Here is a 26,162-nt window from a genome sequence, read left to right as displayed (position 1 = left end):
AACACAAATCCCTGTAGGAGCTGAGCTTGCTCGCGAAAGCGGTGGATCAGTCGACTTAATGTTGGCTGACTTACCGCTATCGCGAGCAGGCTCACTCCTACAGGATTGTGGGTTGAACACGATTTCCCTGACCAACCACAAAACCCTGTGGGGGCTGAGTTTGCTTGCGATGGTGGTGTGGCAGTCGACTTGAATATTGGCTGACAGATCGCTATCGCGAGCAAGCTCGGCTCCCACAGGGGTGTGGGTTGAATACAAATCCTCTGCCCGCCACAAATCCCTGCACCTGCGGTGGACACAAATTCCCAGACCCACCACAAATCCCTGCACCCTCGGTGAACACAAATCCCCTGACCGACACAAATCCCTGTAGGAGCTGAGCTTGCTCGCGAAAGCGGTGGATCAGTCGACTTAATGTTGGCTGACTTACCGCTATCGCGAGCAGGCTCACTCCTACAGGGTTGTGGGTTGAACACGATTTCCCTGACCAACCACAAACCCCTGTGGGAGCTGAGCTTGCTCGCGATGGCGGTGGGTCAGTCGACTTAAATGTTGGCTGATACACCGCTATCGCGAGCAGGATCACTCCTACAGGGTTGTGGTTGAACACGATTTCCCTGACCAACCACAAACCCCTGTGGGAGCTGAGCTTGCTCGCGATGGCGGTGTGGCAGTCGACTTAAATGTTGGCTGACACACCGCTATCGCGAGCAAGCTCAGCTCCCACAGGGGATTTGGTTTGGGGGCATCAAATCCGGAGGGTTGGTCGAGGCTTGGGTCAGCCTGGCTGTGCTTCTACCCGGTCGCGGCCCGCTTGTTTTGCGGCGTATACCCCGGAATCGGCGCGCAGCAGCAATGAATCGGCGCCTTCGCCGGCGCGCCAACTGGCGATGCCGAAACTCGCGGTGACGGTGCCGACGCCGTCAATCGGCGAGCTGCGTAACGCCTGCCACAGCTGCAATGCCAGCACATGCGCGTGTTCGCCGTCGATGTCCGGGCAGAGCACCATGAACTCTTCGCCGCCCAAACGGCAGAACACATCAGTGCGGCGCAGGCGATGGCCGATGCGTTCGCAGACCGCTTGCAGCACCCGGTCGCCGACGGCGTGGCCATGCTGGTCGTTGATGCGTTTGAAGTGGTCGATGTCGAGCATGATCACCGACAACTCGCCGCCGCCGCGCTCGACCCGGGCCATTTCGGTGGTCAGGCGTTCCTGGAAATAGCGCCGATTGTGAATCCCGGTCAGCGAATCGGTGACCGACAGCGCGCGCAATTCCTCTTCCACCCGCTTCAAATCGGAAATGTCGGAAATATAGCCATGCCACAGCACGCCGCCGCCGGGCAATTCTTCCGGGGTGGCCTCGCCGCGCACCCAGCGCAAACCACGCTGCGGCAGTTGCACGCGATATTCCTCACGCCACGGGCTGACCGTCAGCGCCGAATCGCGGATCGACGCGCGCACGCGGCTCGAATCCTGCGGATGAATCCGGGTGAAAATCGCCTCGGCATTCAGCAGCAACACATCCGGGTCCAGCTCATAAATCTCGCGAATGCCATCACTCGCATAAATCACGCTGAAGCGCCCGTCGAACTCCATTTTGAATTGATAGATGCCACCCGGCACATGCGCGCTGAGCTTCTTCAGCAGCAGATCCCGCGCCGCCAAGGCTTCGTAGACACGCTTGCGCTCAGTGATGTCGATGCAGATCGCCAAATGCCCGACCCACAACCCCTGCTCGTCCAGCACCGGCGTCGCCAACATGTTCACCGCCAGATGACTGCCATCCTTGCGCACCAGCGTCCATTCGCGCGCCTGATGACCGCCCTCCTCGCCGCCCTCGACCAGCATCGCCTGACAGGTCGGAATCAACTTGCCGTAACGCGCGCTCAATTCCGCCGAACGCGCGACCAGCTCACGGGGAAAGTGCAGGCTCTCCAAGGTCATGTGCCCGACCACCTCCGCCGCGTCATAACCGAGCATCTGCTCGGCGCCGGCATTGAAGGTGCTAATGACCCCGCGCAGATCGGTAGCGATGATCGCCACTTGCGTCGCCGCGTTGAGCACGCCGCGCAACTGGCCATGCGTGCCGCGCAATTCCTCCTCGCGGGCGCGCAGCTCCTCGGTGCGCTGCTCGACCAGGGTCAGCGCCCGTTGCCGCTGACTGACCAAAACGTAGAGCAGCGCACTGAGCAACACACTGAGCAAACCGCCGAGCACCACCAGGCTGGTGACCGACGAATGATTCGCCTGCAGAAATGCCTCGCTGGGCTGAATGTCCACCTGGTAATCGTGATCAGCCATGCGCAGCAGACGACTCGCGGACAGACTGCTTTCGGCCGGGGTGTTCGAAGATTCGTACAACACCTCGTGCTGATCGTCGGTCGACAAATCAAGAATGCGCACCGTCAGATAGTCATAACCGGCGTCCGGCAGCCCGTCGGCGAGCAACTGGCGCATGCTGATCACCGCCATCACATAGCCGAATGGCTGAGTCGAACCGGGCGGATTTTGTTCGCGCTGCACCGGCGCCACCAGCAGCACGCCTCGCGCATAGGCCGGCTCGACGCTGACCAGATGCATCGGTTGCGACACCGCCATGCGCCCCGACTGGGCGGCGCGTTCGAGGGTCGCGCGGCGCAAGGGTTGCGCGAGCAAATCGTAACCGAGCGGCGAACCGAGCCGACTCAGCGTCTGACTGAACAGCACCGCCACGTATTCATCGCGATTGCCGGCCAATTGCAGCTCGCCCGCCCCGTTCAATTCACGAATGGCAAAATCGCTGAAACCTTCATCACGCACCGCTTGCTCGAACGCTGGGCGCTCTTCGCGGCTGACGCGCTGCGCAAACGAGTACGCTTGGGTGCGATGCAATAAGGGTTCGGTGTAGCCGTCGAACTCGGCGCGGGACACCGATCCGGAATTGGCAAAGAACCGGCGCAGCCCGTCGAGGCGCTGCTCCTGATCTTCGAAACGTTCTTCGATACGGCTGTAACGCTCACTGGCCAGCAGTTGGAAGCGTTGCCGCAATTGATGGTGAAACAGATTCAGCGTGCCCCATGCCAGCAACCCCGTAAGAATCCCACCAGCGAGCAATACCAGCGACGCGACCAGCCAGGCCGAGACATCTTCGCTGATAAAACCCAGGATCTTGGGGCGCACGGCGTGCAACGACATAGAACACAACTCAAAACGCCTGGTGCCGGAACAGCCCATTGGCCATGGTTGAGTTATAGCTATTAGCCACTAATTTGGCTAGCTCGGCGAGGAGCCAAGAGCCTTTAAAAATCAAGGCTCTGTGGATCCAAATGCGCTGAGGTGTCAGCGGGCCGTGATTTTCCAGGCGCGGTGGATCTTGCCGTTACGGGCAAAGTCCGGATCGACGGTCTGCGGGGTGATTTCCTCGACCGCGTAACGATGGGTCAGATTCTCCTCCAGCACGAACTTGCGGAAGTTGTTGGAGAAGTACAACACGCCGCCCGGCGCCAGACGCGCCATGGCCAGGTCGATCAATTGCACCTGATCGCGCTGCACGTCGAAGATGCCTTCCATGCGCTTGGAATTGGAGAATGTCGGCGGATCGATGAAGATCAGGTCGAACTCCTCACGGCAGGCGTCCAGCCAGACCATCACGTCGCTCTGCTCCAGACGGTTCTTGTCGGAGAAACCGTTCAACGACAGGTTGCGCCGCGCCCAATCGAGGTAGGTTTTCGACAGATCGACGCTGGTGGTGCTGCGCGCGCCACCCTTGGCTGCGTGCACGCTGGCGGTCGCGGTGTAGCAATACAGATTGAGGAAGCGCTTGCCCGCCGCCTCTTTCTGGATGCGCATGCGCATTGGCCGGTGGTCGAGGAACAGCCCGGTGTCGAGGTAATCGGTGAGGTTGACCAGCAACTTCACGCCACCTTCGTTGACCTCGACGAACTTGCCCTGCGCAGCCTGACGTTCGTACTGCTTGGTGCCGCTCTGACGCTCGCGACGCTTGACCACCACGCGGCTCTTGTCGATGTTCAAGGCCTGCGGGATCGCCGCCAGGGCATCGAACATGCGCGCCGAGGCTTTTTCCGGGTCGATGGACTTCGGCGCGGCGTATTCCTGGACGTGGACCCAATCCTGATACAGGTCGATGGCCATCGAGTATTCCGGCATGTCGGCATCGTAGACGCGGTAGCAATCGATGCCTTCGCGCTTGACCCACTTGCCCAAGGCCTTGAGATTTTTCTGCAAGCGGTTGGCAAACATCTGCCCGCCTTCGCTCAAGCGCGGTTGCTCGATCACCACCGGGGCCGGTTTGATCGGGTTGCCGTTCTTGTTGTACTTCTCGTACTTGCCCGGCGCCACATCGTTGTCGGCGACTTCGACTTCAGCCTGCTCGCGCTCGACCTGACGTTGCTCCGGGGTGCGACGTTCGCCAGTGACAAATTGATCCGGCGTGACCTTGATCAGCAGCAGTTTGCACGGCAACGCGCCGTTCCAGAACGAATACTGTTTGTGGCTGCGGATGCCCATGCGCTTGCCGAGGTCCGGGGCGCCAGTGAATACGGCGGCTTCCCAGTTCAGGCAAGCCTGACGCAGACGTTCGCCGAGGTTCTGGTAGAGATAGAGCAAGCTCGCCTCGTCACCCAGACGTTCGCCGTACGGCGGGTTGCAGATCACCAGGCCTTTCTGGTTCTGGTCCGGGCGTGGCTCGAACGTGCCGACTTCGCCCTGATAGATCTTGATCCATTCGCTGAGCCCGGCGCGCTCGACGTTGTTGCGGCCCGGTTGAATCAGGCGCGGATCCGCTTCATAACCGCGAATCCACAGCGGTGGCTTGGCCAGTCCTGCTGCGCAACGCTCGGTGGCTTCTTCGTGAAGTTTTTTCCACAGCGCCGGGACGTGACCCAGCCAAGCGGTGAAACCCCATTGCTCGCGGCGCAGGTTAGGCGCCATATCGGCGGCGATCATTGCGGCTTCGACGAGGAACGTACCAACACCGCACATCGGGTCAGCCAATGCGCCACCCTCGGCGGCAATGCGCGGCCAGCCGGAACGAATCAAAATCGCTGCGGCAAGGTTTTCTTTCAACGGTGCCGCGCCCTGCTGCAAGCGATAGCCGCGCTGGTGCAGGCTGTGGCCGGAGAGGTCGAGCGAGAGAATCGCTTCGCCACGGTCCAGACGCAGGTGAATGCGCAGGTCCGGGTTGAGCTTGTCGATGGATGGACGATCGCCTTGCGGGGTGCGCAGTTTGTCGACGATGGCGTCTTTGACTTTCAGCGCGCCGAAGTGCGTGTTGTCGATGCCCGAACCGTGGCCGCTGAATTCAACGGCCAGGGTGCCGTCGTTGAGCATGTGGTCTTGCCACTCGATGTCGAGCACGCCGTGGTAGAGGTCTTCGGCGTCCTTCATCGGGAAACGCTTGAGCACCAGCAGCACCCGGTTCGCCAGACGCGACCACAGGCACAGACGATAAGCGGTTTCCATGGTGGCCATGCCGCGCACGGCCGAGGTGTGTTCGCGCGCTTCTTCAAGGCCAAGCCCGACGGCTTCCTCGATGAGCAGGCCTTCAAGGCCTTTGGGGCAAGTGAGGAAGATTTCGAATTGATCGGACATTGGAATTTCAGAGCCTTTGGCTAAGTGGGCCGGCAACGCATTGCCGGTCCGGTTTTCAATCAGGCGCTTTTCTAAAAGAGCGCCCGCGTGGCACGAAGGTGTGCCGTCCCACCCTGGCTGCTCGGGTTAAAAGAGCTTAGATGCCAGGGCAGATAAAAAAGTCGCAGCAACAAAAAGTCATAAAGCGACCCTTCGTCGAATAGTACCCCAGTGTAAACGTGGGTCATTCTCACTAAGGGATTAAACCCGTCATACAGCGCGGAGCTGATCATACCGGGGTTTGGCCAACAAACACGCGTCATACATCGTGTTACTTATGGCCATAGCATCTTTCTGGTTACGTCCTTATGACAAAACGATCATTCCCTCGATGTGACGCATTGGTTAGAACTCAACACAGGTTGACGCCGCAACGACGTCAACAACTTGGCTCGCGACGCCGGCAGCGAGCCGCCAACGGCAGATTTTTCTGCCAGACCTCAATTGAGGTCGACGCGATGAATACAGTCAACAAGTGAGGGCAACACCCTATGAGAAGACTTAAGCGTGATCCGTTGGAAAGAGCATTTTTGCGCGGATATCAATATGGCGTTGGTGGCAAATCCCGTGAGCTTTGCCCATTTACTCTACCGTCGGTACGCCAAGCCTGGATCAACGGCTGGCGAGAAGGACGCGGCGACAACTGGGACGGTATGACCGGCACTGCGGGAATCCACAGACTCAACGAACTTCACGCCGTTGGCTGACAAAGGGCCTGACACTGAAACACAATCTGATTACGTAACACCTTAACCACGCACGTCCCATCCGGACGGCGGGCTCCGGCCCAGGGGCACCTTCGAGGTGCCCTTTTTATTCCAAAAACATCGCCATCCTTTGTAGCAGCTGCCGAGCCCGCGAGGCTGCGTTCGGCTGCGAAGCAGTCGTGAAATCAGACACCCCGGTCTTGCGGACACACCGCACACGCAGGGTTTACGACGGCTTCGCCGCCGAACGCAGCCTCGCAGGCTCGGCAGCTGCTACATGTACATGGACGAGGGATATCAGCGAATAGCAGCGATCGCATCGACCGATTCGCGAATCAGCGCCGGGCCTTTATAGATGAAGCCGGAGTAGATCTGCACCAGACTCGCGCCCGCAGCGATTTTCTCAGCCGCATGCTTGCCCTCGGTAATCCCGCCCACCGCAATAATCGGCAAACGCCCGGCCAGTTCACCGGCCAATACCTTGACCGTATTCGTGCTTTTCTCGCGAACCGGCGCACCGGACAAGCCGCCCGCCTCTTCGCCATGCTCCAGCCCTTCGACGCCAACCCGGCTCAGCGTGGTGTTGGTGGCGATCACCGCGTCCATGCCGGTTTCGATCAATGCCTGAGCCACTTGCGCGGTCTCTTCATCAGTCATGTCCGGGGCGATCTTGATCGCCAGCGGCACATGTTTGCCGTGGCGCAACGCCAGTTCGGCGCGACGCTGCGCCAGGTCGGCGAGCAGTTGCTTGAGCGAATCGCCGAACTGCAAACTGCGCAGGCCTGGAGTGTTCGGCGAACTGACGTTGACCGTCACGTAACTCGCATGCGCGTAGACCTTGTCGAGGCAGATCAGGTAATCCTCGACCGCCCGCTCGACCGGTGTGTCGAAGTTTTTGCCGATATTGATCCCGAGCACGCCTTTGTACTTCGCCGCCGCGACGCGGGCCAGCAAGTGATCGACGCCGAGGTTGTTGAAGCCCATGCGGTTGATGATCGCCTCGGCTTGCGGCAAACGGAAAATCCGTGGTTTCGGATTGCCCGGCTGCGGACGCGGCGTGATCGTGCCGATTTCGACGAAACCGAAACCCAACTGGGCAAAACCATCGATGGCCGCGCCGTTCTTGTCCAGACCGGCCGCCAGTCCCACCGGGTTCGGGAAATCGAGGCCCATGACCTTCACCGGCAGGTTTGCCGGCGCCTTGCACAGCAAGCCGTTGAGGCCCAAACGCCCGCCCGCGCCGATCAGGTCCAGAGACAGATCGTGGGAGGTTTCCGGAGAAAGTTTGAACAACAGCTGACGGGCCAGGGTGTACATGGGCGTGTTTGACTCGAATGGCGGCGAAATGAGGCGGCGATTATAGCCGGGCAACGCGGTCGCAAGCGAGGCACAGAGGCAAATCAGCTCACTGGCATATGCCTTGCACTCTCATTGTTATCAGCTCATGACATCAGCGCTCCTGCCAATGGCGGCAGGCATCAAAAGACAATGGCGTCGTCACCCGGTTCTGCTCGACAGCCACCGGGAACGGCGCTTTTTTATGCAAGGTGGACAACCGATGAATCAAACCACAGCGGGCCCGCTGGCCTGGGTCAATGGCAGCGATGCCCCGGAAAAGTCCGCGATCAATGTAGGATTCATGGCCCTGAGCGACTGCGCCTCGGTGGTGGTCGCCGCCACTCAGGGCTTCGCTCAACCGTATGGCTTGACCATCAACCTCAAACGCCAATCGTCGTGGGCCAACCTGCGCGACAAACTGGTCAGCGGCGAACTCGACGCCGCGCACAGCCTTTATGGACTGATCTACGCCGTGCATCTGGGCATCGGCGGCGTGGCGCCGACCGACATGGCCGTGCTGATGGGCCTGAACCAGAATGGCCAGAGCATCAATCTGTCCCACGGTTTGCAGGCGCTCGGGGTGACCAGTCCTGAAGCACTCGACCGGCACGTGCACCAAACTCGCGCGAAACTGACCTTCGCCCAGACTTTTCCGACCGGCACTCACGCGATGTGGCTGTATTACTGGCTCGCGAGCCAGGGCATTCATCCGTTGCACGATGTCGACAGCGTGGTGGTGCCGCCGCCACAAATGGTCGCGCACTTGCAGGCTGGGCGGATCGACGGCTTTTGCGTCGGCGAACCGTGGAGCGCCAGCGCGGTGAAACAGAACCTCGGGTTCACCATGGCAACGACCCAGACCATCTGGCCCGATCACCCGGAAAAAGTCCTCGGTTGCACCCGCGCCTTCGTCGAGCAATATCCCAACACTGCGCGAGCGCTGGTGATGGCGATTCTCGAAGCGAGCCGTTTCATCGAACAAAGCACCGAAAATCGTCGCAGCACCGCGCAGCTGTTAAGTGCGCCCGAATACCTCGACGCGCCGGTGGATTGCATCGAGCCGCGCTTGCTCGGCGATTACGCCGATGGCTTGGGTAATCGCTGGCAAGACCCGCACGCGGTGCGCTTCCATGGCGGCGGCGCGGTGAATCTGCCGTATCTGTCGGATGGCATGTGGTTCATGACCCAGTTCCGTCGCTGGGGTTTGCTGCGCGACGACCCGGATTACCTCGGCGTGGCGCGCCAGGTTCAGCAACTGGAGTTGTACCGTGAGGCCGCGACGGCGCTGGGCATCGCCACGCCGGACGAGCAAATGCGCAGCAGCCAGTTGAACGATGGCAAGGTCTGGGATGGCTCCGACCCGGCCGGTTACGCCCGCAGCTTCAAACTGCACGCCATGAGCGACAGCTCGCCCCTTCTCGCCAGCCGCTGACAGGAGACTGCGAATATGTTGCGAATCCTCCTGATCAACGACACGGCGAAGAAAGTCGGGCGATTGAAAGCGGCGCTGACCGAGGCCGGTTTCGAGGTGATCGACGAATCGGGCCTGACCATCGACTTGCCCGCGCGCGTCGAAACGGTGCGCCCGGACGTGATTCTGATCGATACCGAGTCACCGAGCCGCGATGTCATGGAACAAGTGGTGCTGGTCAGCCGCGATCAGCCACGGCCGATTGTGATGTTTACCGATGAACACGACCCCGACGTGATGCGCCAGGCGATCAAGTCAGGCGTCAGCGCCTACATCGTCGAAGGCATTCACGCGCAGCGTTTGCAGCCGATTCTCGATGTGGCGATGGCGCGTTTCGAGAGCGATCAGGCGTTGCGCGCGCAGTTGCATGCGCGGGATCAGCAACTGGCCGAACGCAAGCGCATCGAGCTGGCCAAGGGGCTGCTGATGAAAATGAAGGACTGCAACGAGGAAGCGGCCTACACGCTGATGCGCCGCCAAGCCATGAGCCGCCAGCAGAAGCTGATTCAAGTCGCGGAGCAGATTATTGCGATGAGTGAGTTGCTCGGCTGAAACCCGGTGGTGAGGGGGGGTTGCCACAGGGAATCTCGGCAACTACAGAAACTGGCGGTTGGCACACTTCTCGCTAAGTAATCACCACAGGTAACCAACGGCGGTTGCCCCACCTACGACAAAGACGTCGCTCACCTCGTTCGCCCATGGCGGACTCGGTGGCGGCGTTTTTTTGTTTTGGCCCCGAATGACGGGGCCGGTGGTGCGGCCGTGGCGGCGCCCCACCTGCAAGCTCATGACTCCTTCTCGAGACTCCCTACAGCTGAGGTGCGCGATGAATTCAAGCTTCTGGAAATCCGGCCATACCCCGACATTGTTCGCGGCATTCTTCTATTTCGACCTGAGTTTCATGGTCTGGTACCTGCTCGGGCCGCTGGCGGTGCAAATCGCGACCGACCTGCAATTGACTACCCAGCAACGCGGCATGGTCGTCGCTACGCCGATCCTTGCCGGTGCCGTGCTGCGCTTCGCCATGGGCCTGCTGGCTGATCGGCTGTCGCCAAAAACCGCCGGAATCATCGGTCAGGTGATTGTCATCTGCGCACTGTTCGGCGCCTGGAAACTCGGGATCCACAGCTACGAACAGGCGCTGGTGCTCGGCCTGTTCCTCGGCATGGCCGGCGCCTCGTTCGCCGTCGCCCTGCCGCTGGCCTCGCAATGGTATCCGCCGCAGCATCAGGGCAAAGCGCTGGGCATCGCCGGCGCCGGCAACTCGGGCACCGTCCTCGCGGCATTGATCGCGCCAGTACTGGCGGCCTCGTTCGGCTGGAGCAATGTGTTCGGCTTCGCGTTGATTCCGCTGATCCTGACTCTGTTCGTCTTCACTTGGCTGGCGAAAAACGCCCCGCAACGGCCGAAAGCCAAGTCCATGGCCGACTACCTCAAAGCCCTCGGCGATCGTGACAGCTGGTGGTTCATGTTTTTCTACAGCGTGACCTTCGGCGGTTTCATCGGTCTGGCCAGCGCCCTGCCCGGCTACTTCAACGACCAATATGGCCTGAGCCCGGTCACCGCCGGTTACTACACGGCGGCCTGCGTGTTCGGCGGCAGTTTGATGCGGCCATTGGGCGGCGCGCTGGCGGATCGTTTCGGCGGCATTCGCACGTTGCTGGGGATGTACACGGTGGCGGCGATTTGCATCGCAGCGGTCGGTTTCAACCTGCCAAGTTCCTACGCCGCACTGGCACTTTTCGTCTGCACCATGCTCGGCCTAGGCGCCGGTAACGGCGCGGTTTTCCAGTTGGTACCGCAACGCTTTCGCCGCGAAATCGGCGTCATGACCGGGCTGATCGGCATGGCCGGCGGCATCGGCGGTTTTGCCCTCGCGGCCGGCATGGGCGCGATCAAGCAAAGCACCGGCAGCTATCAAATGGCCCTGTGGTTGTTCGCCAGCCTTGGCGTGCTTGCCTGGTTCGGTTTGCACGGGGTGAAACGTCGCTGGAGGACCACTTGGGGTTCGGCAGCGGTCACGGCGGCGCGGGTCTGAAAACGGCATGAGCCTGCAACTGAGTTTCGCCGAGGCCAGCGCCATCGGCCCACGCGAGGAAAATCAGGACGCGCTGCGCCTGGTCACCCCGGCCCCGGCGCTCGCCGCGAGCAAGGGTTACTTGTTCGCGATTGCCGACGGCGTCAGCCAATGCGCGGATGGCGGGCTCGCTGCGCGTTCAACCTTGCAGGCGTTGGCGCTGGACTATTACGCCACGCCGGAAACCTGGGGCGTCGCGCAGGCAATGGAGCGCTTGCTGTCGGCGCAAAATCGCTGGTTACTGGCCAATGGCGGCGGGCAACCGCTGCTGACCACGGTCAGCGCGCTGGTCATGCGCGGCAGGCGTTTTACCCTTGCGCATGTAGGCGATTGCCGAGTCTATCGCTGGCATGCCGATCAGTTGCAGCGGATCAGTGAAGATCACGTCTGGGACCAGCAAGGCATGCAGCACGTGCTCAAACGCGCGCTGGGGCTGGATCAACATCTGGTGCTGGACTTCCTCGATGGCGAGTTACGCCTCGATGAGACATTTGTGCTGCTCAGCGATGGCGTCTGGGCAGTGCTCGGCGACACCGCGATTGCGGCGATTCTGCGCGATCAACCGGACCTCGACAGCGCCGCGCAAACGCTGGTCAACGCCGCGCACCTGGCCGGCAGCCAGGACAACGCAAGCGCCCTGCTGGTGCGGGTCGACGCCCTCGGCGAAACAAATATTGGCGATGCGCTGATCCATTTGCAGCAATGGCCGCTGCCACCGGCGCTGAAACCGGGCCAGACATTTGAAGGCTGGCAAGTCGAGGGCGTCCTCGGCCAGAGCCAGCAGTCGCTGCTGTATCGAGTGCGCGACGCCCAGCAACAACCTTGGCTGCTGAAAACATTGCCCGCGCACTTGCACGACGATCACCTCGCCGGGCAAGCGCTGCTCTCTGAGGAATGGTTTCTCAAACGCGTTGCCGGGCGACATTTCCCGGAAATCCATGCCGCCACTCAGCGTCAGCATTTGTACTACGTGATGCGCGAATATTCCGGGCAAAACCTCGCCGAGCTGCACCGGCAAGCCGGGCCTTTGCCGCTGGCACAGTGGCGCGAACTGGCCGAACGCCTGCTGCGTGCGGTCGGCATGCTGCATCGTCGGCAAATCCTGCACCGCGACATCAAACCGGAAAATCTGTTGCTGGGCGACGATGGCGAGCTGCGTCTGCTGGATTTCGGCCTCGCCTATTGCCCCGGTCTCTCCGAGGACCAGCCCAGTGCTTTGCCCGGCACACCGAGTTACATCGCGCCGGAAGCCTTTCGCGGCGAAGCGCCGACTGCGCAACAGGATCTGTACGCGGTGGGCGTGACCCTGTTTTTTCTGCTGACCGGCCACTATCCCTACGGCGAAATCGAAGCGTTCCAGCGCCCGCGTTTCGGCGTGCCGGTGAGCGCCAGTCGTTATCGCCCCGATGTCCCCGAATGGCTGGTGACCAGCCTGGAGCGCGGCGTCGCGGTGGATCCGCAGCAGCGTTTCGAAACCGCTGAAGAGTGGCTGTTGCTGCTGGAACAGGGTGAGCGACGCAGTTTGAGCGTACGGCCCAAGCCGTTGCTGGAGCGCGAACCGTTGAAGGTCTGGCGGACGTTGGCGCTGGGGTCGCTGGTGGTGAATCTGTTGCTGTTGTTCATGTTTTTGCATGGCTGAGCGCTGCGTATCTGATCGCAGCCCCGCCCAATCGCCGTTATCTCGTGAGGAAAACACTATGAGCGCAAAAGTCTGGCTGGTGGGTGCGGGCCCCGGCGATCCTGAATTGCTGACACTGAAAGCGGTTCGAGCCTTGAGAGAAGCCGATGTGGTGCTGATCGACGACCTGGTCAACGAGGCCGTACTCGAACATTGCCCGGCTGCACGGATTATTGCGGTGGGCAAACGCGGCGGTTGTCGCTCCACGCCTCAGGCGTTTATTCATCGGCTCATGCTGCGTTATGCCCGCAACGGCAAATGCGTGGTGCGGCTCAAGGGTGGCGATCCGTGCATTTTCGGGCGTGGCGGCGAAGAGGCGCAGTGGCTGCGCGAGCGCGGGGTCGACGTCGAGCTGGTCAATGGCATTACCGCTGGCCTGGCGGGCGCAACGCAATGTGCGATTCCGCTGACCCTGCGCGGTGTGGCGCGTGGCGTGACGCTGGTGACCGCGCACACGCAGGACGACAGCAGTCTGAATTGGCAGGCACTGGCGCAAAGTGGCACAACGTTGGTGATTTATATGGGCGTAGCGAAGTTGAGCGAGATCCGCGAACAACTATTGGCGGGTGGCATGGCGATAAACACGCCGGTGGCGATGATCGAGAACGCCTCCCTGCCGCATCAACGCGAATGCCGGAGTGTGCTTACAAACATGGAGGACGACGCCTACAGCTTCGCACTGAAGAGCCCGGCTATTCTGGTGATCGGTGCAGTAGCCGCTTGTAAGACTTCCTCCCTGTGGGAGCATGGCTTGCCCGCGATGGGTTCCGAACATACAGCCTGAATCAGTCTGATTCAGAGCAACTTCCCCAAATCGCAGACAAAGAAAAGCCCGGCCTGAGCCGGGCTTTTCCTGAGCGGCAGCTAATTACTTAGCTTGAGCTTCAACCTGCGCTTCTACGCGACGGTTTACAGCGCGGCCAGCGTCAGTTTTGTTGTCAGCAACTGGGCGGGATTCGCCGTAGCCAACAGACTGAACGCGGGACGATTCAACACCGTACTGGTTGGTCAGAACTTGCTTAACGGCGTTTGCACGACGCTCGGACAGTTTCTGGTTGTAAGCGTCAGGACCGACGGAGTCAGTGTGACCTTCAACAGTAGTGGTGGTGGATGGGTACTGTTTCATGAAATCAGCGAGGTTTTTGATGTCGCCGTAGCTGTTAGGCTTAACTACCGACTTGTCGAAGTCGAATTTCACGTCCAGCTCAACACGTACAACTTCAGCAACTGCTGGGCAGCCATCAGCGTCAACAGTTACGTTGGCTGGGGTGTCCGGGCACTTGTCAACGTTGTCGCAAACGCCATCGTTGTCGCTGTCGGAGCAGACTTCAGCTGGTGCTGGAACTGGAGCAGCAGCAGGCTTGGAGCCGCCACCGAAGTTCACACCGATACCGACGCTTGGAGCCCACTCGGTGTCGCCTTGGTCGATGTTGTACTGAGCTTCAACGCCTGCACGGGCATAGAAGTTGTCAGTGAAGTACAGCTTGGCACCGCCGCCAACGTTGGCGAAGGTGGAACGGTTGCGGCCGTTGCTGCCATTCTGGTCGATGCTCTGGTCCGAGAAACCGGCAGAGACGTAAGGACGCAGCATGTCACCTGGGTTGTTGAAGTGGTACAGAGCGTCCAGAGCGGTGTTAGCGCCTTTAACGTTCTTGCCATCATCTGCACGTACGTTGTGCACTTCGTCATAGCCCAGACGCAGTTCAACGTCGTCGGTCAGGAAGTAACCGATCGAACCGCCGAAGAGGTTGCCGTTGTTCTTGAAGTTACGAGCGCTGTCGAATTGTTCTTTCTTAGCGAAGCCTTCGATTTCAACTGCGCCTTGGCCTTGTGCCAGAGCGCCGAACGAAGTGGCAGCAATAAGAGAACCAATGGCCAAGCCCAAGGTGTTTTTCAGTTTCATCCGTTAAATCCCCATCTGGTGATTGTGAAGCAGTCCCGCAAACCGGGGGACAACTCGGCGGCAAGTCTATCAGAACTTGCCTACACGTAAGAGATATTTGCGCTGAACTAAGTTTCAGCAACGCCCGCAAATTTCTCACGTAATTTATCTAGAGCACGTTTGTAACGCATTTTTGTCGCACTCAAGCCCATATGCATGATGTCTGCGATCTCCTGAAACTCCAGCTCTGCGACAAATCGTAGCACCAGAATCTCGCGGTCGATCGGGTTCACATACACCAACCAGCGATCAAGCCCGGCCTTGTCCTCGGGTGCTGGCGCCTTTTCTTCAGACGCTTCCTCGAGGGGGTCCAGACTCAAAGCGTCCATCAAGCGACGCTTTCGCCGTTCTTTTCGATACTGCGTGATGCATTCGTTGTACGTGATGCTGTAAAGCCAGGTCTTGAACTTCGATTTCCCCTCGAAGTTCTTCAAGCCGTACAGCACCTTCAACATCACTTCCTGACAGACATCGTCTGCGTCGCGATCGTTCCCAAGATATCGTGCACAAACGTTAAATAATGTTCGTTGGTAACGCCGCATCAGTTCTTCATAGGCGCGCGTTACGTGAAACAGCTCGGTGTGCGAGCGCGCGACCAACTCCTCATCAGAGAGCTCGCGGGGGTCGTAGCGCGTAGAGAGCGATTGAGCTTTATTCAAAACAAGTCGGGCCGACAGTCAGGTCAATGTCCGCCGCAGCCCTGTGAGGGCATTCAGCGGCGGCATACATTAGCAGGGTTTGCCGGATTAGCGGCTACTCACATGCTGTTCCAGCAGGATCCGATTGGAGAGAGAGACTAGCTCACCCTCCTCGGTCAGCAATGTGGTTTTAACCGTGCCGATCTCTTCGATCTGGCCTTCGACCTCGCCAACACGCACTTGTTGCCCAACCGCATACAACTCACGCACATAGATTCCCGCAAGAATCTGACCGGCAATTTCCCGGCTTCCCAACCCCATGGCCAGCGCAACAGCCAGACCAACGGTAATCAAAACGATCACAATCACGTGGTTCAACAGGTCAGTCTTGACCTCCAACTGACTGATTGCCACCGAAATACTGATGATTATGGCCAGGCCCTGAGCGATTCGTCCCAGGCCGGAAGCATAATCAAGCCCTACCCCTTCAGCAGCCCCGCGCACCAGGCCATTGGCCAATTGCGCGAGCAACACACCTACCAGCAACACCAGCGCGGCGCCAAATACTTTCGGCAAATACAGCGCAAGCATGTCCAGCGTAGCTGAAACTCGCTCAAGTCCAAGCGATTCTGCGGCAGAAACAAGAAAAATCAGCAAAACAAACCAGTAAACGATCTTTCCAATCAATGTTGAGATCGGAACCTGCAGCCCGGCACGGGACAGCAGCTTGGTCAAACCGGTGCCGCCCATCAGGCGATCAAGGCCCAGTTTGGCGAGCAATTTGGAGAGCAACGTGTCCAAAAGCTTGGCCACGACAAAACCCAACAGTAGGACAACCAGCGCGCCGAACAGGTTCGGAATAAAATTTGCGATTTTTGTCCACAACGCAGTCATTGCGGTGACGAGGCTCTGAGTCCAGAGATCAAGTTCCATATTCAATCAGCCTTATCAGCAGCGCTAGCGGTAGATTTACGGTGGCGGGAGACCGGCGAGACATGCGCCGAGCCATTGTTCAAGGCAATCATCAGCGCGGGCAACCAGCGGCCCAGCAGGCTGAACAGATCGCCGGCGCCGACCTGGCGGTTGGCGGTTTTCAGGACACGGCCAAGGCACGCATCGTCGTCCCGAGTGGACGGAGATGCCTTGAGCATGTCACGCAAAGACTGTTCAAACGGATCGTGCATACGCACCTCTCGTGATGTCTGTGAAAGACGCGATCAAATTTGGCCGGGTCACATGAGTCATCTTCACACCCACCGCAAACGTCGGAATAACCACCACTGGCCAAGCGCCACCGAGACCATCATCAGGCACGCAATCAGGAAGCCATAAGGGCTCTCGGAAAACGGAATGCCGCCGACGTTGATGCCGAGCAAACCGGTGAGAAAACTCATCGGCAAAAAGATCCCGGTGATGATCCCGAAGCGGTACATCGTGCGGTTCATGCGCACGCTCAAACGCCGGTCTTCAGCCTCGAGGACCAACCCCACCCGCTCCCTCGTCAATTCCAGCTCTTCGAGATAACGGGTCAGGCTGTTGTTCAATTCGTTCCAGTAATCACCGTCATCGTCGACAAACCACGGCAGTTTTATCCGCGTCAGTTGGCCGAAGATTTCCCGTTGCGGCGCGAGGAATCGTTTCAGTCCGGCAGCCCTGCGACGGATCTGCAAAATGGCGCCATGCTCGGGTGTATACCGTTCGTCGGCATCCAGTTTTTCTTCTTCCTCATCGACCACTTCCGAGAGGCAAGAGACCAGATCCTGCACTTTGTTCGTCAGGTTCTGCGCCATATAAAGGATGAGTTCGGATGCGGTTTTCGGCCCTTTGCCGTCACTCAGTTGCAACAACAACTCATCCGTGGCACGCAATGGCCGCAAACGCAGGGAAATAACCCGCTGCGCCGAGCCGAAAATACGCACCGAGACCATGTCTTCCGGCTCTGCGCCGGGGTTCAGGTTGACCCCACGCAAAAATAGCAGCAGTTCGCTGTCGGAAAGCTGTAAGAGTCGCGGACGGGTATTTTCTTCGAGCAACAGATCGCAGCTGAATTCGCTGAGACCGCTGGATTTGCGCAGCCAGGTCTGGGTTTGCGGATGACTGCGATCCCAGTGCAGCCACAGACTTTCATGCGCCTGCAGCTGCAAGTCATCGAGTTCAGTCCGGGCTATCGAACGCGCACCGCCTCTGCCATCCAGCACCAGGGCATGCACCAGCCCCCACTGCGCGTTGTCTTCCTCGAACATCCTTACTCCATGCTTGCCGCGAAAAGTCGCGCCGTTACTTTTATTCAGCTTTATTCGGGCATTTGCAGCGGGCTTGGCGAGATGATCACGCCGTTGTTGTCCGCGTAGATGTAATGGCCGGGATGGAACGTCACGCCGGCGAAAGTCACCGGTACGTTGAGATCGCCAAGCCCGCGTCGGTCGGACTTGCGCGGGTGGCTGGCGAGGGCCTGCACGCCCAGGTCGGTCTGCGCGAGGATATCGACATCGCGAATACAGCCGTAAATCACCAGCCCTGCCCAACCGTTCTTCGACGCTTTCTCGGCGAGCATGTCACCCAGCAACGCATGACGCAGCGAACCGCCACCGTCGACCACCAGCACTTTGCCGTCACCTTGAAGCTCGACTTGCTCTTTGACCCGCGAGTTGTCTTCGAAACATTTGATGGTCACGATCTCGCCGCCGAAGGAATCGCGGCCGCCGAAATTGCTGAACATCGGTTCCAGCACCTGCACCAGCTCCGGATAGGCGTCGCACAGGTCAGGCGTGATGTAGTGGTTCATCGAGAAACTCCTGTAAAAAGGACAATCGAGGATGTCGCAAAGTGACCAGAAAAGCGTAACGCGTCATATCTTAGCCGCAAGCCGATCAGAGCGGAATGCCCTTTTCAGAGCCTCGGCCTCAGCTCGCCGTCGCCAGACTCGCCTGTTGCGCCAGCAACGGCGTGTGTTGATCGCCCAACCAGCGCGCCACCAGTGGCCAGACTTCGCTGTGCGCCGCTTTGCTCACGAGCATTTCGACGTGACCGAAATTGTCGCTGAAACCCTGCTCGCGTCCCAGATTGATGAATTGCTTGTGCTCGGAGCCCAGTTGATCAAAGAGTTTTCGACAGGCCCACGCCGGGTCCTGATGATCCCCCGCCGCGCTCACCGCCAGCACCGGCAATTGCACTTCGGCCAGACCGGCCCACCAATCCTTGTCAGCATCGCCGAAACGCCCGAACAGCCCGTACCAGCGCATGCTTTCCAGCGCCAGGCCAATCGGCTCGTCCTCGGGGCCGCGCTTCAGGCGTGAGCCGGACAGTTGCGCGAAACGCTTGAGGATAAACCGCCCGCTCCACTCCAGCGGCGGAATCTTCAGCGGCCAGTACGTGCGGCTGACCTGCGTACCAAAAAACGCTGCCGAGGCGACGATGGACTCGCCGATGTACTGGCCACCCAACGCCGCCGCCAACGTGATGCCGCCCAGCGAATGGCCGATCCAGTGCGGGACCTGGCCACTTTGTTCGCGGACAAATTCGCCAATCGCCGGCAAGTCGTAGCGAGCGTAATCGGCGACGCGGTTTTTGCGGTAGTCGTGGTTGCGCTGGGACAAGCCGTGGCCGCGCATTTCCGGGATCCACACATCGAAGCCGAGGCGCGTCAGGTAGGCGCCCAGACCGAGGCCTTTGGGCGAAAACCAGAATCGGCGGTTGGAAAAACTGCCGTGCAGCAAGATCACCGGCACGCCGCGCGCCTCGCTGCTGTCCGCCAGGCCCAGGCGAGTGACGGCAATCTCGACGGTGCCGTCGGGGCTGTTGGCGGGTTTCAATCGATACACGTCTTCGCTCAGATCGCCGCGCCGCTCGGCGCTGATCAGGGCGACAGGAAATAAGTTACTGCTGCTTTGCATAATGCTCTTGCACAAAAAAGGGCGGCTTCCAGAGGAGCCCGCCCTACTTCAATCTCAGAAAACGGCTACAGCCTGTGGGAGCACAGCTTGCTGGCGATGGCGATTTTGAATTCGCCATCGCGGGCAAGCCGTGTTCCCACAATACGCAGCCCTCTCACATACCTATCAGGCCGACGCTTGGCCTTCAGCCAGGAAGAACCAGGTTTCCAGAACGGAATCGGGGTTCAGCGAAACGCTTTCAATGCCCTGCTCCATCAGCCATTTGGCCAGGTCCGGGTGGTCCGAAGGGCCCTGACCGCAGATGCCGATGTACTTGCCGGCCTTGTTGCACGCTTGAATCGCGTTGGCCAACAGCTTCTTCACCGCCGGATTACGCTCGTCGAACAAGTGAGCGATGATCCCGGAGTCGCGGTCCAGACCGAGCGTCAGCTGAGTCAGGTCGTTGGAGCCGATGGAGAAACCGTCGAAGAATTCGAGGAATTCTTCAGCCAGGATCGCGTTGGACGGAAGTTCGCACATCATGATGATGCGCAAACCGTTCTCGCCGCGCGCCAGACCGTTTTCGGCCAGCAGATCGATCACCTGGCTGGCTTCGCCCAGCGTACGGACGAACGGCACCATGATTTCGACGTTGGTCAGGCCCATCTCGTTGCGCACACGCTTGAGCGCACGGCATTCGAGTTCGAAGCAATCGCGGAACGATTCGCTGATGTAACGCGAAGCGCCACGGAAACCCAGCATCGGGTTTTCTTCTTCCGGCTCGTAGAGCTTGCCGCCGATCAGGTTCGCGTATTCGTTGGACTTGAAGTCCGACAGACGCACGATGACCTTTTTCGGGGTAAACGCGGCGGCCAGGGTGCTGATGCCTTCGACCAGTTTGTCGACATAGAAGTCGACCGGATCGGCGTAACCGGCGATGCGCTTGTCGACGCTGTCCTTGATGTCCTGCGGCAGACCGTCGTAGTTCAGCAGCGCTTTAGGGTGCACGCCGATCATGCGGTTGATGATGAACTCGAGACGGGCCAGGCCCACGCCGGCGTTCGGCAGCTGCGCGAAGTCGAAAGCGCGGTCCGGGTTGCCGACGTTCATCATGATCTTGAACGGCAGATCAGGCATGGCGTCCACGGAGTTTTTCTTGATGTCGAAGCCCAGCTCGCCTTCGAAGATGTAACCGGTGTCGCCTTCAGCGCAGGAAACGGTGACGCCCTGGCCGTCTTTCAACAGTTGGGTAGCGTTGCCGCAACCGACCACTGCCGGGATGCCCAGCTCGCGAGCGATGATCGCCGCGTGGCAGGTACGCCCGCCACGGTTGGTGACGATGGCGCTGGCGCGCTTCATGACCGGTTCCCAATCCGGGTCGGTCATGTCGGAAACCAGGACGTCGCCCGGCTGGACTTTGTCCATTTCGGACACGTCCTTGATGATGCGGACCTTGCCGGCGCCGATGCGCTGACCGATGGCGCGACCTTCAACCAGCACGGTGCCGGTTTCTTTCAACAGGTAACGTTCCATGACGTTGGCCTGGGTGCGGCTTTTCACGGTTTCCGGACGCGCCTGCACGATGTAGAGCTTGCCGTCGTCGCCGTCCTTCGCCCATTCGATGTCCATCGGGCACTTGTAGTGCTTTTCGATGATCATCGCTTGTTTGGCCAGTTCGCTGACTTCGGCGTCGGTCAGGCAGAAACGTGCGCGATCCGCTTTGTCGACGTCGATGGTCTTCACCGATTTGCCGGCCGTGGCGACTTCGCCGTAGATCATCTTGATTGCCTTGCTGCCGAGGTTGCGGCGCAGGATCGCTGGGCGACCGGCTTCAAGGGTTTGTTTGTGAACGTAGAATTCGTCCGGGTTGACCGCGCCTTGAACCACGGTTTCGCCCAGGCCGTAGGCGCCGGTGATAAACACCACGTCACGGAAACCGGATTCGGTATCGAGGGTAAACATTACGCCGGCAGTGCCGGTTTCGGAGCGGACCATGCGCTGCACACCGGCCGACAGGGCGACCAGCTTGTGGTCGAAGCCCTGGTGGACGCGGTAGGAAATCGCGCGATCGTTGAAGAGGGACGCGAACACCTCTTTGGCGGCGCGGATGACGTTTTCGACGCCACGGATATTAAGGAAGGTTTCTTGCTGACCGGCGAAAGAGGCGTCCGGCAAGTCTTCGGCAGTTGCCGAAGAGCGCACGGCCACGGCCATGTCAGGGTTGCCGGCCGACAGCGTGGCGAAAGCGGTGCGGATCTCGGCGTTGAGCTTCTCGGGGAATTCGGCTTCCATGATCCATTGGCGGATTTGCGCGCCAGTTTTGGCCAGGGCATTGACGTCGTCGACGTCCAGGGCGTCGAGCGCGGCGTGGATCTGGTCATTGAGGCCGCTCAGTTCGAGAAAATCACGATAAGCCTGAGCTGTCGTGGCGAAGCCACCCGGCACCGATACACCGGCACCTGCGAGGTTACTGATCATCTCGCCCAGGGATGCGTTCTTGCCCCCTACGTGCTCTACATCATGGACGCCGAGCTTATCGAGGGAAACTACGTACTCTACCAAGGTGATCTCTCCACTAACTGTGTTGGAAAAGCTCAGAAGCCGGCGGCTCGGGGGAGCATTGACCGGCTATATGGCCTGGACCTGGAAAATAAGTGAGAATGCGAGCCACTGGCGGCCAGCAAATCGCGCCTATCATATCCAAGATTCGTCACTAGCTTAAGGCCCAAGGTGCAAATGAAACGATCTGCTTTCTTCATCTCCGATGGCACGGGTATTACCGCCGAGACCCTCGGGCAAAGCCTGTTGGCGCAGTTCGAAAACATTACCTTCAGCAAATTCACGCGACCCTACATCGACAACGTCGATAAAGCGCGGGCCATGGTACAACAAATCAACAAGGCCGCCGAAACCGACGGCTTTCGCCCGATCATCTTCGACACCATCGTCAATCAAGACATCCGTGAGATCCTCGCGACCTCCAATGGTTTCATGATCGACATTTTCTCGACGTTCCTGGCGCCGCTTGAGCAGGAACTGACCGAGCATTCTTCCTACACGGTCGGCAAATCCCATTCCATTGGCGGCAACTCCAATTACATGGAGCGGATCGAGGCGGTGAACTTCGCCCTCGACAACGACGACGGCGCCCGCACGCATTATTACGACAAGGCTGACCTGATCCTGGTGGGCGTGTCGCGTTGCGGCAAGACGCCGACGTGTTTGTACATGGCCATGCAATTCGGGATTCGAGCGGCCAACTACCCGCTGACCGAAGACGACATGGAGCGCCTGACCCTGCCCGCCGCCCTGCGCGCGCACCAGCACAAGCTGTTCGGCCTGACCATCGACCCCGACCGCTTGACCGCGATCCGCAACGAACGCAAACCCAACAGCCGTTATTCGAGTTACGCGCAGTGCGAATTTGAAGTGCGCGAAGTGGAGAATCTGTTCCGCCGCGAGAACATCGCGCACATCAATTCGACGCATTTTTCCGTGGAAGAGATTTCGGCGAAGATTCTGGTCGAGAAAGGCGTGGAGCGGCGGTTCAAGTAGTTATTCGGTGCCTGTGAGGACGCCATCGCGGGCAAGCCATGCTCCTACAGGGATTAGCGTCAGATCACGAACAAATCGACGAAACGGTTCACCGGGGTCGCTTCAAGCTTCGCCTGATCCTTGCACAAGGCAAAAATCTCGGCGCTGCGCTGTTCGGTAAATCGCGTCGCCAGATTTGCCTTGAACTTGTCTTCGAGCAGCGGAATCCCTTCGGCGCGGCGGCGGCGGTGGCCAATCGGGTACTCCACCACAACGTTGTCGGTGCTCGAACCGTCCTTGAAAAACACCTGAATCGCATTGGCAATCGAGCGCTTGTCCGGCTCCAGGTATTCGCGGGTGAAACGCGGCTCTTCGACAATCTGCATTTTCTCGCGCAGCACATCGATGATCGGATGCGCAGCGTGGAACGCGTCTTCATATTGCTCGGCGACCAGATTGCCGAAAGCCAATGGCACGGCGGCCATGTACTGCAGGCAGTGGTCGCGGTCAGCGGCGTTAGCCAGCGGGCCGACTTTGGAAATGATGCGGATCGCCGATTCATGCGTGGTGATGACGATGCGGTCGATTTCGTGCAGGCGATTGCGCACGTGCGGGTGCAGCGTCACGGCCGCTTCGCAAGCGGTCTGCGCGTGGAATTCGGCGGGGAAGCTGATCTTGAACAGCACGTTTTCCATCACGTAGCTGCCGTACGGGCGACTGAAACTGAAGGCGCGTTTGTCCTCGGGTTTCAGCGCCAAATCGTTATTGCTGTGGCTGAACAATACGTCGTAGAAGCCCCACTGCTTGGCGGTCAGCACGCCGGGAATGCCCATTTCGCCGCGCATGGCGATGTCCGCCAGGCGCACGCCTCGGCTCGACGCATCGCCCGCCGCCCAGGATTTTCGCGATCCGGCGTTCGGCGCGTGGCGGTAGGTGCGCAACGCCTGACCATCGGCAAACGCGTGGGACAGCGCCGAGAGCAATTGCTCGCGATTGGCGTCCATCAGTTTGGCGGTAACGGCGGTCGAGGCGACTTTCACCAGAATGACGTGATCAAGTCCTACACGATTGAAGGAGTTTTCCAGAGCGATCACGCCTTGAATCTCGTGAGCCATGATCATCGCTTCGAGCACGGCGCGCACGGTCAGCGGCGCGTCACCATTGGCCAGGCGTTTCTGCGACAGGTGATCGGCGACCGCGAGAATTGCGCCGAGGTTGTCCGACGGATGCCCCCATTCAGCGGCGAGCCAGGTGTCGTTGTAATCGAGCCAACGGACGATGCAGCCGATGTCCCACGCGGCTTTTACCGGGTCGAGGCGAAATGAAGTGCCAGGCACACGCGCGCCGAACGGCACGACGGTGCCTTCGACGATCGGCCCGAGGTGCTTGGTGCATTCCGGAAAACGCAGGGCCAGCAGACCGCAGCCGAGGGTGTCGATCAGGCAGTTGCGCGCGGTGTCGAGCGCTTCGGTGGACTCGATCTTGAAGTCGAGGACGTAGTCAGCGATGTCCTGCAGGACCGTGTCGTAGTCGGGGCGGTTGTTCAGGTCGACGTTGGCGCTCATTCGGGGTTACTCCAGTGAAGGAATGATTGGGTTGTGGTGTTTCCTCAGCGGCAGGTTAGGTTGGTTTTTTTTGCAGGTCTGGGGTGCCTGCTTGATGTGCATTTTTTCAGGTGGATCTTCCCCTCACCCCAGCCCTCTCCCCAAAGGGTAGAGGGGGCCGACCGAGTTGTTTTTCGAACTGCATCGACCTGACATATAGGGTCGAACTCAGGCCTTGAAAAGCGTGAAGATCGACTCTCTTTCCCCTCTCCCTCTGTAGGGGCCGACGGAGTTGTCTTTCGAACTGCATCGACATATCAAGTCGAACTCAGACCTTGAAAAGCACGAAGGTCGGCTCCCTTTCTCCTCTCCCTCTGGAGAGGCCGACCGAGTTGTCTTTCGAACTGCATCGACAAATCAAGTCGAACTCAGGCCTTGAAAAACATGAAGATCGGCTCCCTTTCCCCTCTCCCCCCTGGGGAGAGGGTTGGGGTGAGGGGTGGCTTTCGGATCAGAACGAATCACCCGGCACGCGCACAAACCCTTCCATCAATACCCGCGCGCTGCGGCTCATGATGGCTTTGTTCACGGTCCATTCGCCGTTGACCAGACTGGCCTCGGCGCCGACGCGCAAGGTGCCCGAGGGATGGCCGAAACGCACGGCATTGCGCTCGATTCCGCCTGCCGCCAGATTCACCAGCGTCCCGGAAATCGCTGCCGCCGTGCCAATCGCCACCGCCGCCGTGCCCATCATCGCGTGGTGCAATTTGCCCATCGACAAGGCGCGCACCAGCAAATCGACATCGCTCGCCGCAATCGCTTTGCCGCTGGACGCGAGGTAATCCGCCGGTTTCGCCACAAACGCGACTTTCGGCGTGTGCTGGCGCTGGGCCGCTTCGTCGAGGTTTTTGATCAAACCCATGCGCAGCGCGCCGTAAGCGCGGATGGTTTCGAACATCAGTAGCGCTTTCGGATCGCCATTGATCGCGCCTTGCAACTCGGTGCCGGTGTAACCGATATCTGCCGCGTTGACGAAAATCGTCGGGATGCCTGCGTTGATCATGGTGGCTTTGAAGGTGCCGACGCCGGGCACTTCGAGGTCATCGACGAGGTTGCCGGTGGGGAACATCGAACCACCGCCGCCCTCTTCTTCCGCCGCCGGGTCCATGAATTCGACCTGCACTTCGGCGGCCGGAAAGGTCACGCCGTCGAGTTCGAAATCACCGGTTTCCTGCACTTCACCGTTGGTGATCGGCACGTGGGCGATGATGGTTTTGCCGATATTGGCCTGCCAGACCCGGACCACCGCCACACCGTTGTGCGGGATGCGGCTGGCTTCGACCAGACCGTTGCTGATCGCGAATGAACCGACCGCCGCCGAGAGGTTGCCGCAGTTGCCGCTCCAATCGACAAAAGGCTTGTCGATCGAGACCTGGCCGAACAGGTAATCAACGTCGTGATCAGCTTTGCTGCTCTTCGACAGGATCACGGTTTTGCTGGTGCTGGACGTCGCTCCGCCCATGCCGTCGATTTGCTTGTCGTACGGATCGGGACTGCCGATCACCCGCAGCAACAAGGCATCGCGCGCCGGACCGGGAACCTGCGCCGCTTCGGGCAAATCCTTGAGGCTGAAAAACACGCCTTTGCTGGTGCCGCCGCGCATGTAGGTGGCGGCGATTCTGATTTGAGGTGCGTGAGCCATGTCATTCCTCTATTGGCCGACAGGGGACTT

20 protein-coding genes are annotated in these 26,162 nt (G+C 59.7%); 7 read left to right on the top strand and 13 right to left on the bottom strand.

Annotated elements, in window-relative coordinates; all coding sequences use genetic code 11:
- Positions 1 to 778: 778 nt before the first annotated feature.
- Positions 779 to 3,175: a diguanylate cyclase gene (locus FBY12_RS12715; RefSeq protein ID WP_145253051.1), complete on the bottom strand. Its 2,397-nt coding sequence runs from the start codon at positions 3,173 to 3,175 to the stop codon at positions 779 to 781.
- Between the two features lie 144 nt (positions 3,176 to 3,319).
- Positions 3,320 to 5,590, bottom strand: coding sequence for a bifunctional 23S rRNA (guanine(2069)-N(7))-methyltransferase RlmK/23S rRNA (guanine(2445)-N(2))-methyltransferase RlmL (gene rlmKL, locus FBY12_RS12710; protein ID WP_145253050.1), 2,271 nt, complete (start codon positions 5,588 to 5,590; stop codon positions 3,320 to 3,322).
- Between the two features lie 530 nt (positions 5,591 to 6,120).
- Here rlmKL and rmf point away from each other — a divergent pair.
- The gene (rmf, locus tag FBY12_RS12705) at positions 6,121 to 6,336 is read left to right on the top strand and encodes a ribosome modulation factor (RefSeq protein ID WP_003223300.1); all 216 of its coding nucleotides are present in this window, start codon (positions 6,121 to 6,123) and stop codon (positions 6,334 to 6,336) included.
- Between the two features lie 297 nt (positions 6,337 to 6,633).
- Here the strand turns inward: rmf and FBY12_RS12700 are convergent, their stop codons facing one another.
- Complete coding sequence (locus FBY12_RS12700) at positions 6,634 to 7,653, bottom strand: quinone-dependent dihydroorotate dehydrogenase (protein WP_145253049.1); 1,020 nt, start codon at positions 7,651 to 7,653, stop codon at positions 6,634 to 6,636.
- Positions 7,654 to 7,894: 241 nt separating this feature from the next.
- On the opposite strand from FBY12_RS12700, the gene FBY12_RS12695 reads away from it, so the two are divergent.
- From FBY12_RS12695 to cobA, 5 genes are all read left to right on the top strand, one after another.
- Positions 7,895 to 9,106, top strand: a complete 1,212-nt coding sequence (locus tag FBY12_RS12695; protein ID WP_145253048.1) for a CmpA/NrtA family ABC transporter substrate-binding protein — start codon at positions 7,895 to 7,897, stop codon at positions 9,104 to 9,106.
- A 15-nt stretch (positions 9,107 to 9,121) separates the two neighbouring features.
- Positions 9,122 to 9,697 carry an ANTAR domain-containing response regulator gene (locus tag FBY12_RS12690; protein WP_092270912.1) on the top strand — a complete coding sequence of 192 codons (576 nt, stop codon included), beginning with the start codon at positions 9,122 to 9,124 and terminating at the stop codon, positions 9,695 to 9,697.
- A 274-nt stretch (positions 9,698 to 9,971) separates the two neighbouring features.
- A complete protein-coding gene (locus FBY12_RS12685) occupies positions 9,972 to 11,183 on the top strand; it encodes a NarK/NasA family nitrate transporter (protein WP_145253047.1) in 1,212 nt (403 codons plus the stop codon).
- Between the two features lie 7 nt (positions 11,184 to 11,190).
- Positions 11,191 to 12,861 carry a bifunctional protein-serine/threonine kinase/phosphatase gene (locus FBY12_RS12680; RefSeq protein WP_145253046.1) on the top strand — a complete coding sequence of 557 codons (1,671 nt, stop codon included), beginning with the start codon at positions 11,191 to 11,193 and terminating at the stop codon, positions 12,859 to 12,861.
- A 58-nt stretch (positions 12,862 to 12,919) separates the two neighbouring features.
- A complete protein-coding gene (cobA, locus tag FBY12_RS12675; RefSeq protein WP_121733469.1) occupies positions 12,920 to 13,684 on the top strand; it encodes a uroporphyrinogen-III C-methyltransferase in 765 nt (254 codons plus the stop codon).
- Between the two features lie 84 nt (positions 13,685 to 13,768).
- Here cobA and FBY12_RS12670 read toward each other — a convergent pair whose 3' ends face one another.
- The 8 genes from FBY12_RS12670 to ppsA form a co-directional block, all read right to left on the bottom strand.
- Positions 13,769 to 14,803, bottom strand: a complete 1,035-nt coding sequence (locus tag FBY12_RS12670) for an OmpA family protein (RefSeq protein WP_092270924.1) — start codon at positions 14,801 to 14,803, stop codon at positions 13,769 to 13,771.
- 107 nt (positions 14,804 to 14,910) lie between these two features.
- A complete protein-coding gene (sigX, locus tag FBY12_RS12665; protein ID WP_092270928.1) occupies positions 14,911 to 15,501 on the bottom strand; it encodes an RNA polymerase sigma factor SigX in 591 nt (196 codons plus the stop codon).
- Positions 15,502 to 15,588: 87 nt separating this feature from the next.
- Positions 15,589 to 16,413, bottom strand: coding sequence for a mechanosensitive ion channel domain-containing protein (locus FBY12_RS12660; RefSeq protein WP_145253045.1), 825 nt, complete (start codon positions 16,411 to 16,413; stop codon positions 15,589 to 15,591).
- Positions 16,414 to 16,415: 2 nt separating this feature from the next.
- Positions 16,416 to 16,664, bottom strand: coding sequence for a CrfX protein (locus FBY12_RS12655; RefSeq protein WP_092270935.1), 249 nt, complete (start codon positions 16,662 to 16,664; stop codon positions 16,416 to 16,418).
- 63 nt (positions 16,665 to 16,727) lie between these two features.
- Entirely contained in the window at positions 16,728 to 17,723 is a 996-nt protein-coding gene (locus FBY12_RS12650) for a zinc transporter ZntB (protein WP_121733467.1), read from the bottom strand.
- A gap of 50 nt (positions 17,724 to 17,773) precedes the next feature.
- A complete protein-coding gene (gene rraA, locus FBY12_RS12645) occupies positions 17,774 to 18,265 on the bottom strand; it encodes a ribonuclease E activity regulator RraA (protein ID WP_092270942.1) in 492 nt (163 codons plus the stop codon).
- A 118-nt stretch (positions 18,266 to 18,383) separates the two neighbouring features.
- The gene (locus FBY12_RS12640; protein ID WP_145253044.1) at positions 18,384 to 19,373 is read right to left on the bottom strand and encodes an alpha/beta fold hydrolase; all 990 of its coding nucleotides are present in this window, start codon (positions 19,371 to 19,373) and stop codon (positions 18,384 to 18,386) included.
- Between the two features lie 165 nt (positions 19,374 to 19,538).
- A complete protein-coding gene (gene ppsA / locus FBY12_RS12635; RefSeq protein WP_121733465.1) occupies positions 19,539 to 21,914 on the bottom strand; it encodes a phosphoenolpyruvate synthase in 2,376 nt (791 codons plus the stop codon).
- A 174-nt stretch (positions 21,915 to 22,088) separates the two neighbouring features.
- Between ppsA and FBY12_RS12630 the strand changes: the two genes are divergently transcribed.
- Positions 22,089 to 22,907 carry a pyruvate, water dikinase regulatory protein gene (locus FBY12_RS12630; RefSeq protein ID WP_092270951.1) on the top strand — a complete coding sequence of 273 codons (819 nt, stop codon included), beginning with the start codon at positions 22,089 to 22,091 and terminating at the stop codon, positions 22,905 to 22,907.
- A gap of 59 nt (positions 22,908 to 22,966) precedes the next feature.
- Here the strand turns inward: FBY12_RS12630 and prpD are convergent, their stop codons facing one another.
- Positions 22,967 to 24,451, bottom strand: coding sequence for a 2-methylcitrate dehydratase (prpD, locus tag FBY12_RS12625; RefSeq protein ID WP_145253043.1), 1,485 nt, complete (start codon positions 24,449 to 24,451; stop codon positions 22,967 to 22,969).
- Between the two features lie 490 nt (positions 24,452 to 24,941).
- Positions 24,942 to 26,132 carry a 2-methylaconitate cis-trans isomerase PrpF gene (gene prpF, locus FBY12_RS12620; protein WP_145253042.1) on the bottom strand — a complete coding sequence of 397 codons (1,191 nt, stop codon included), beginning with the start codon at positions 26,130 to 26,132 and terminating at the stop codon, positions 24,942 to 24,944.
- Positions 26,133 to 26,162 lie beyond the last annotated feature (30 nt).

Source organism: Pseudomonas sp. SJZ131 (genome assembly GCF_007828705.1).
Taxonomy (GTDB): Bacteria; Pseudomonadota; Gammaproteobacteria; order Pseudomonadales; family Pseudomonadaceae; genus Aquipseudomonas; species Aquipseudomonas prosekii.
Note: the sequence above shows the minus strand (reverse complement) of the source record. Positions and strands in the feature narration are given on the sequence as shown.

What these genes read in the sequence shown, in the direction of transcription:
- prpF (WP_145253042.1), bottom strand. Translation starts at nt 26,132, where the DNA reads ATGGCTCACGCACCTCAAATCAGAATCGCCGCCACCTACATGCGCGGC.
- FBY12_RS12695 (WP_145253048.1), top strand. Translation starts at nt 7,895, where the DNA reads ATGAATCAAACCACAGCGGGCCCGCTGGCCTGGGTCAATGGCAGCGAT.
- prpD (WP_145253043.1), bottom strand. Translation starts at nt 24,451, where the DNA reads ATGAGCGCCAACGTCGACCTGAACAACCGCCCCGACTACGACACGGTC.
- FBY12_RS12640 (WP_145253044.1), bottom strand. Translation starts at nt 19,373, where the DNA reads ATGCAAAGCAGCAGTAACTTATTTCCTGTCGCCCTGATCAGCGCCGAG.
- cobA (WP_121733469.1), top strand. Translation starts at nt 12,920, where the DNA reads ATGAGCGCAAAAGTCTGGCTGGTGGGTGCGGGCCCCGGCGATCCTGAA.
- FBY12_RS12630 (WP_092270951.1), top strand. Translation starts at nt 22,089, where the DNA reads ATGAAACGATCTGCTTTCTTCATCTCCGATGGCACGGGTATTACCGCC.
- FBY12_RS12655 (WP_092270935.1), bottom strand. Translation starts at nt 16,664, where the DNA reads ATGCACGATCCGTTTGAACAGTCTTTGCGTGACATGCTCAAGGCATCT.
- FBY12_RS12690 (WP_092270912.1), top strand. Translation starts at nt 9,122, where the DNA reads ATGTTGCGAATCCTCCTGATCAACGACACGGCGAAGAAAGTCGGGCGA.
- rmf (WP_003223300.1), top strand. Translation starts at nt 6,121, where the DNA reads ATGAGAAGACTTAAGCGTGATCCGTTGGAAAGAGCATTTTTGCGCGGA.
- FBY12_RS12685 (WP_145253047.1), top strand. Translation starts at nt 9,972, where the DNA reads ATGAATTCAAGCTTCTGGAAATCCGGCCATACCCCGACATTGTTCGCG.
- FBY12_RS12700 (WP_145253049.1), bottom strand. Translation starts at nt 7,653, where the DNA reads ATGTACACCCTGGCCCGTCAGCTGTTGTTCAAACTTTCTCCGGAAACC.
- FBY12_RS12670 (WP_092270924.1), bottom strand. Translation starts at nt 14,803, where the DNA reads ATGAAACTGAAAAACACCTTGGGCTTGGCCATTGGTTCTCTTATTGCT.
- FBY12_RS12660 (WP_145253045.1), bottom strand. Translation starts at nt 16,413, where the DNA reads ATGGAACTTGATCTCTGGACTCAGAGCCTCGTCACCGCAATGACTGCG.
- FBY12_RS12680 (WP_145253046.1), top strand. Translation starts at nt 11,191, where the DNA reads ATGAGCCTGCAACTGAGTTTCGCCGAGGCCAGCGCCATCGGCCCACGC.
- FBY12_RS12715 (WP_145253051.1), bottom strand. Translation starts at nt 3,175, where the DNA reads ATGTCGTTGCACGCCGTGCGCCCCAAGATCCTGGGTTTTATCAGCGAA.
- rraA (WP_092270942.1), bottom strand. Translation starts at nt 18,265, where the DNA reads ATGAACCACTACATCACGCCTGACCTGTGCGACGCCTATCCGGAGCTG.
- rlmKL (WP_145253050.1), bottom strand. Translation starts at nt 5,590, where the DNA reads ATGTCCGATCAATTCGAAATCTTCCTCACTTGCCCCAAAGGCCTTGAA.
- FBY12_RS12650 (WP_121733467.1), bottom strand. Translation starts at nt 17,723, where the DNA reads ATGTTCGAGGAAGACAACGCGCAGTGGGGGCTGGTGCATGCCCTGGTG.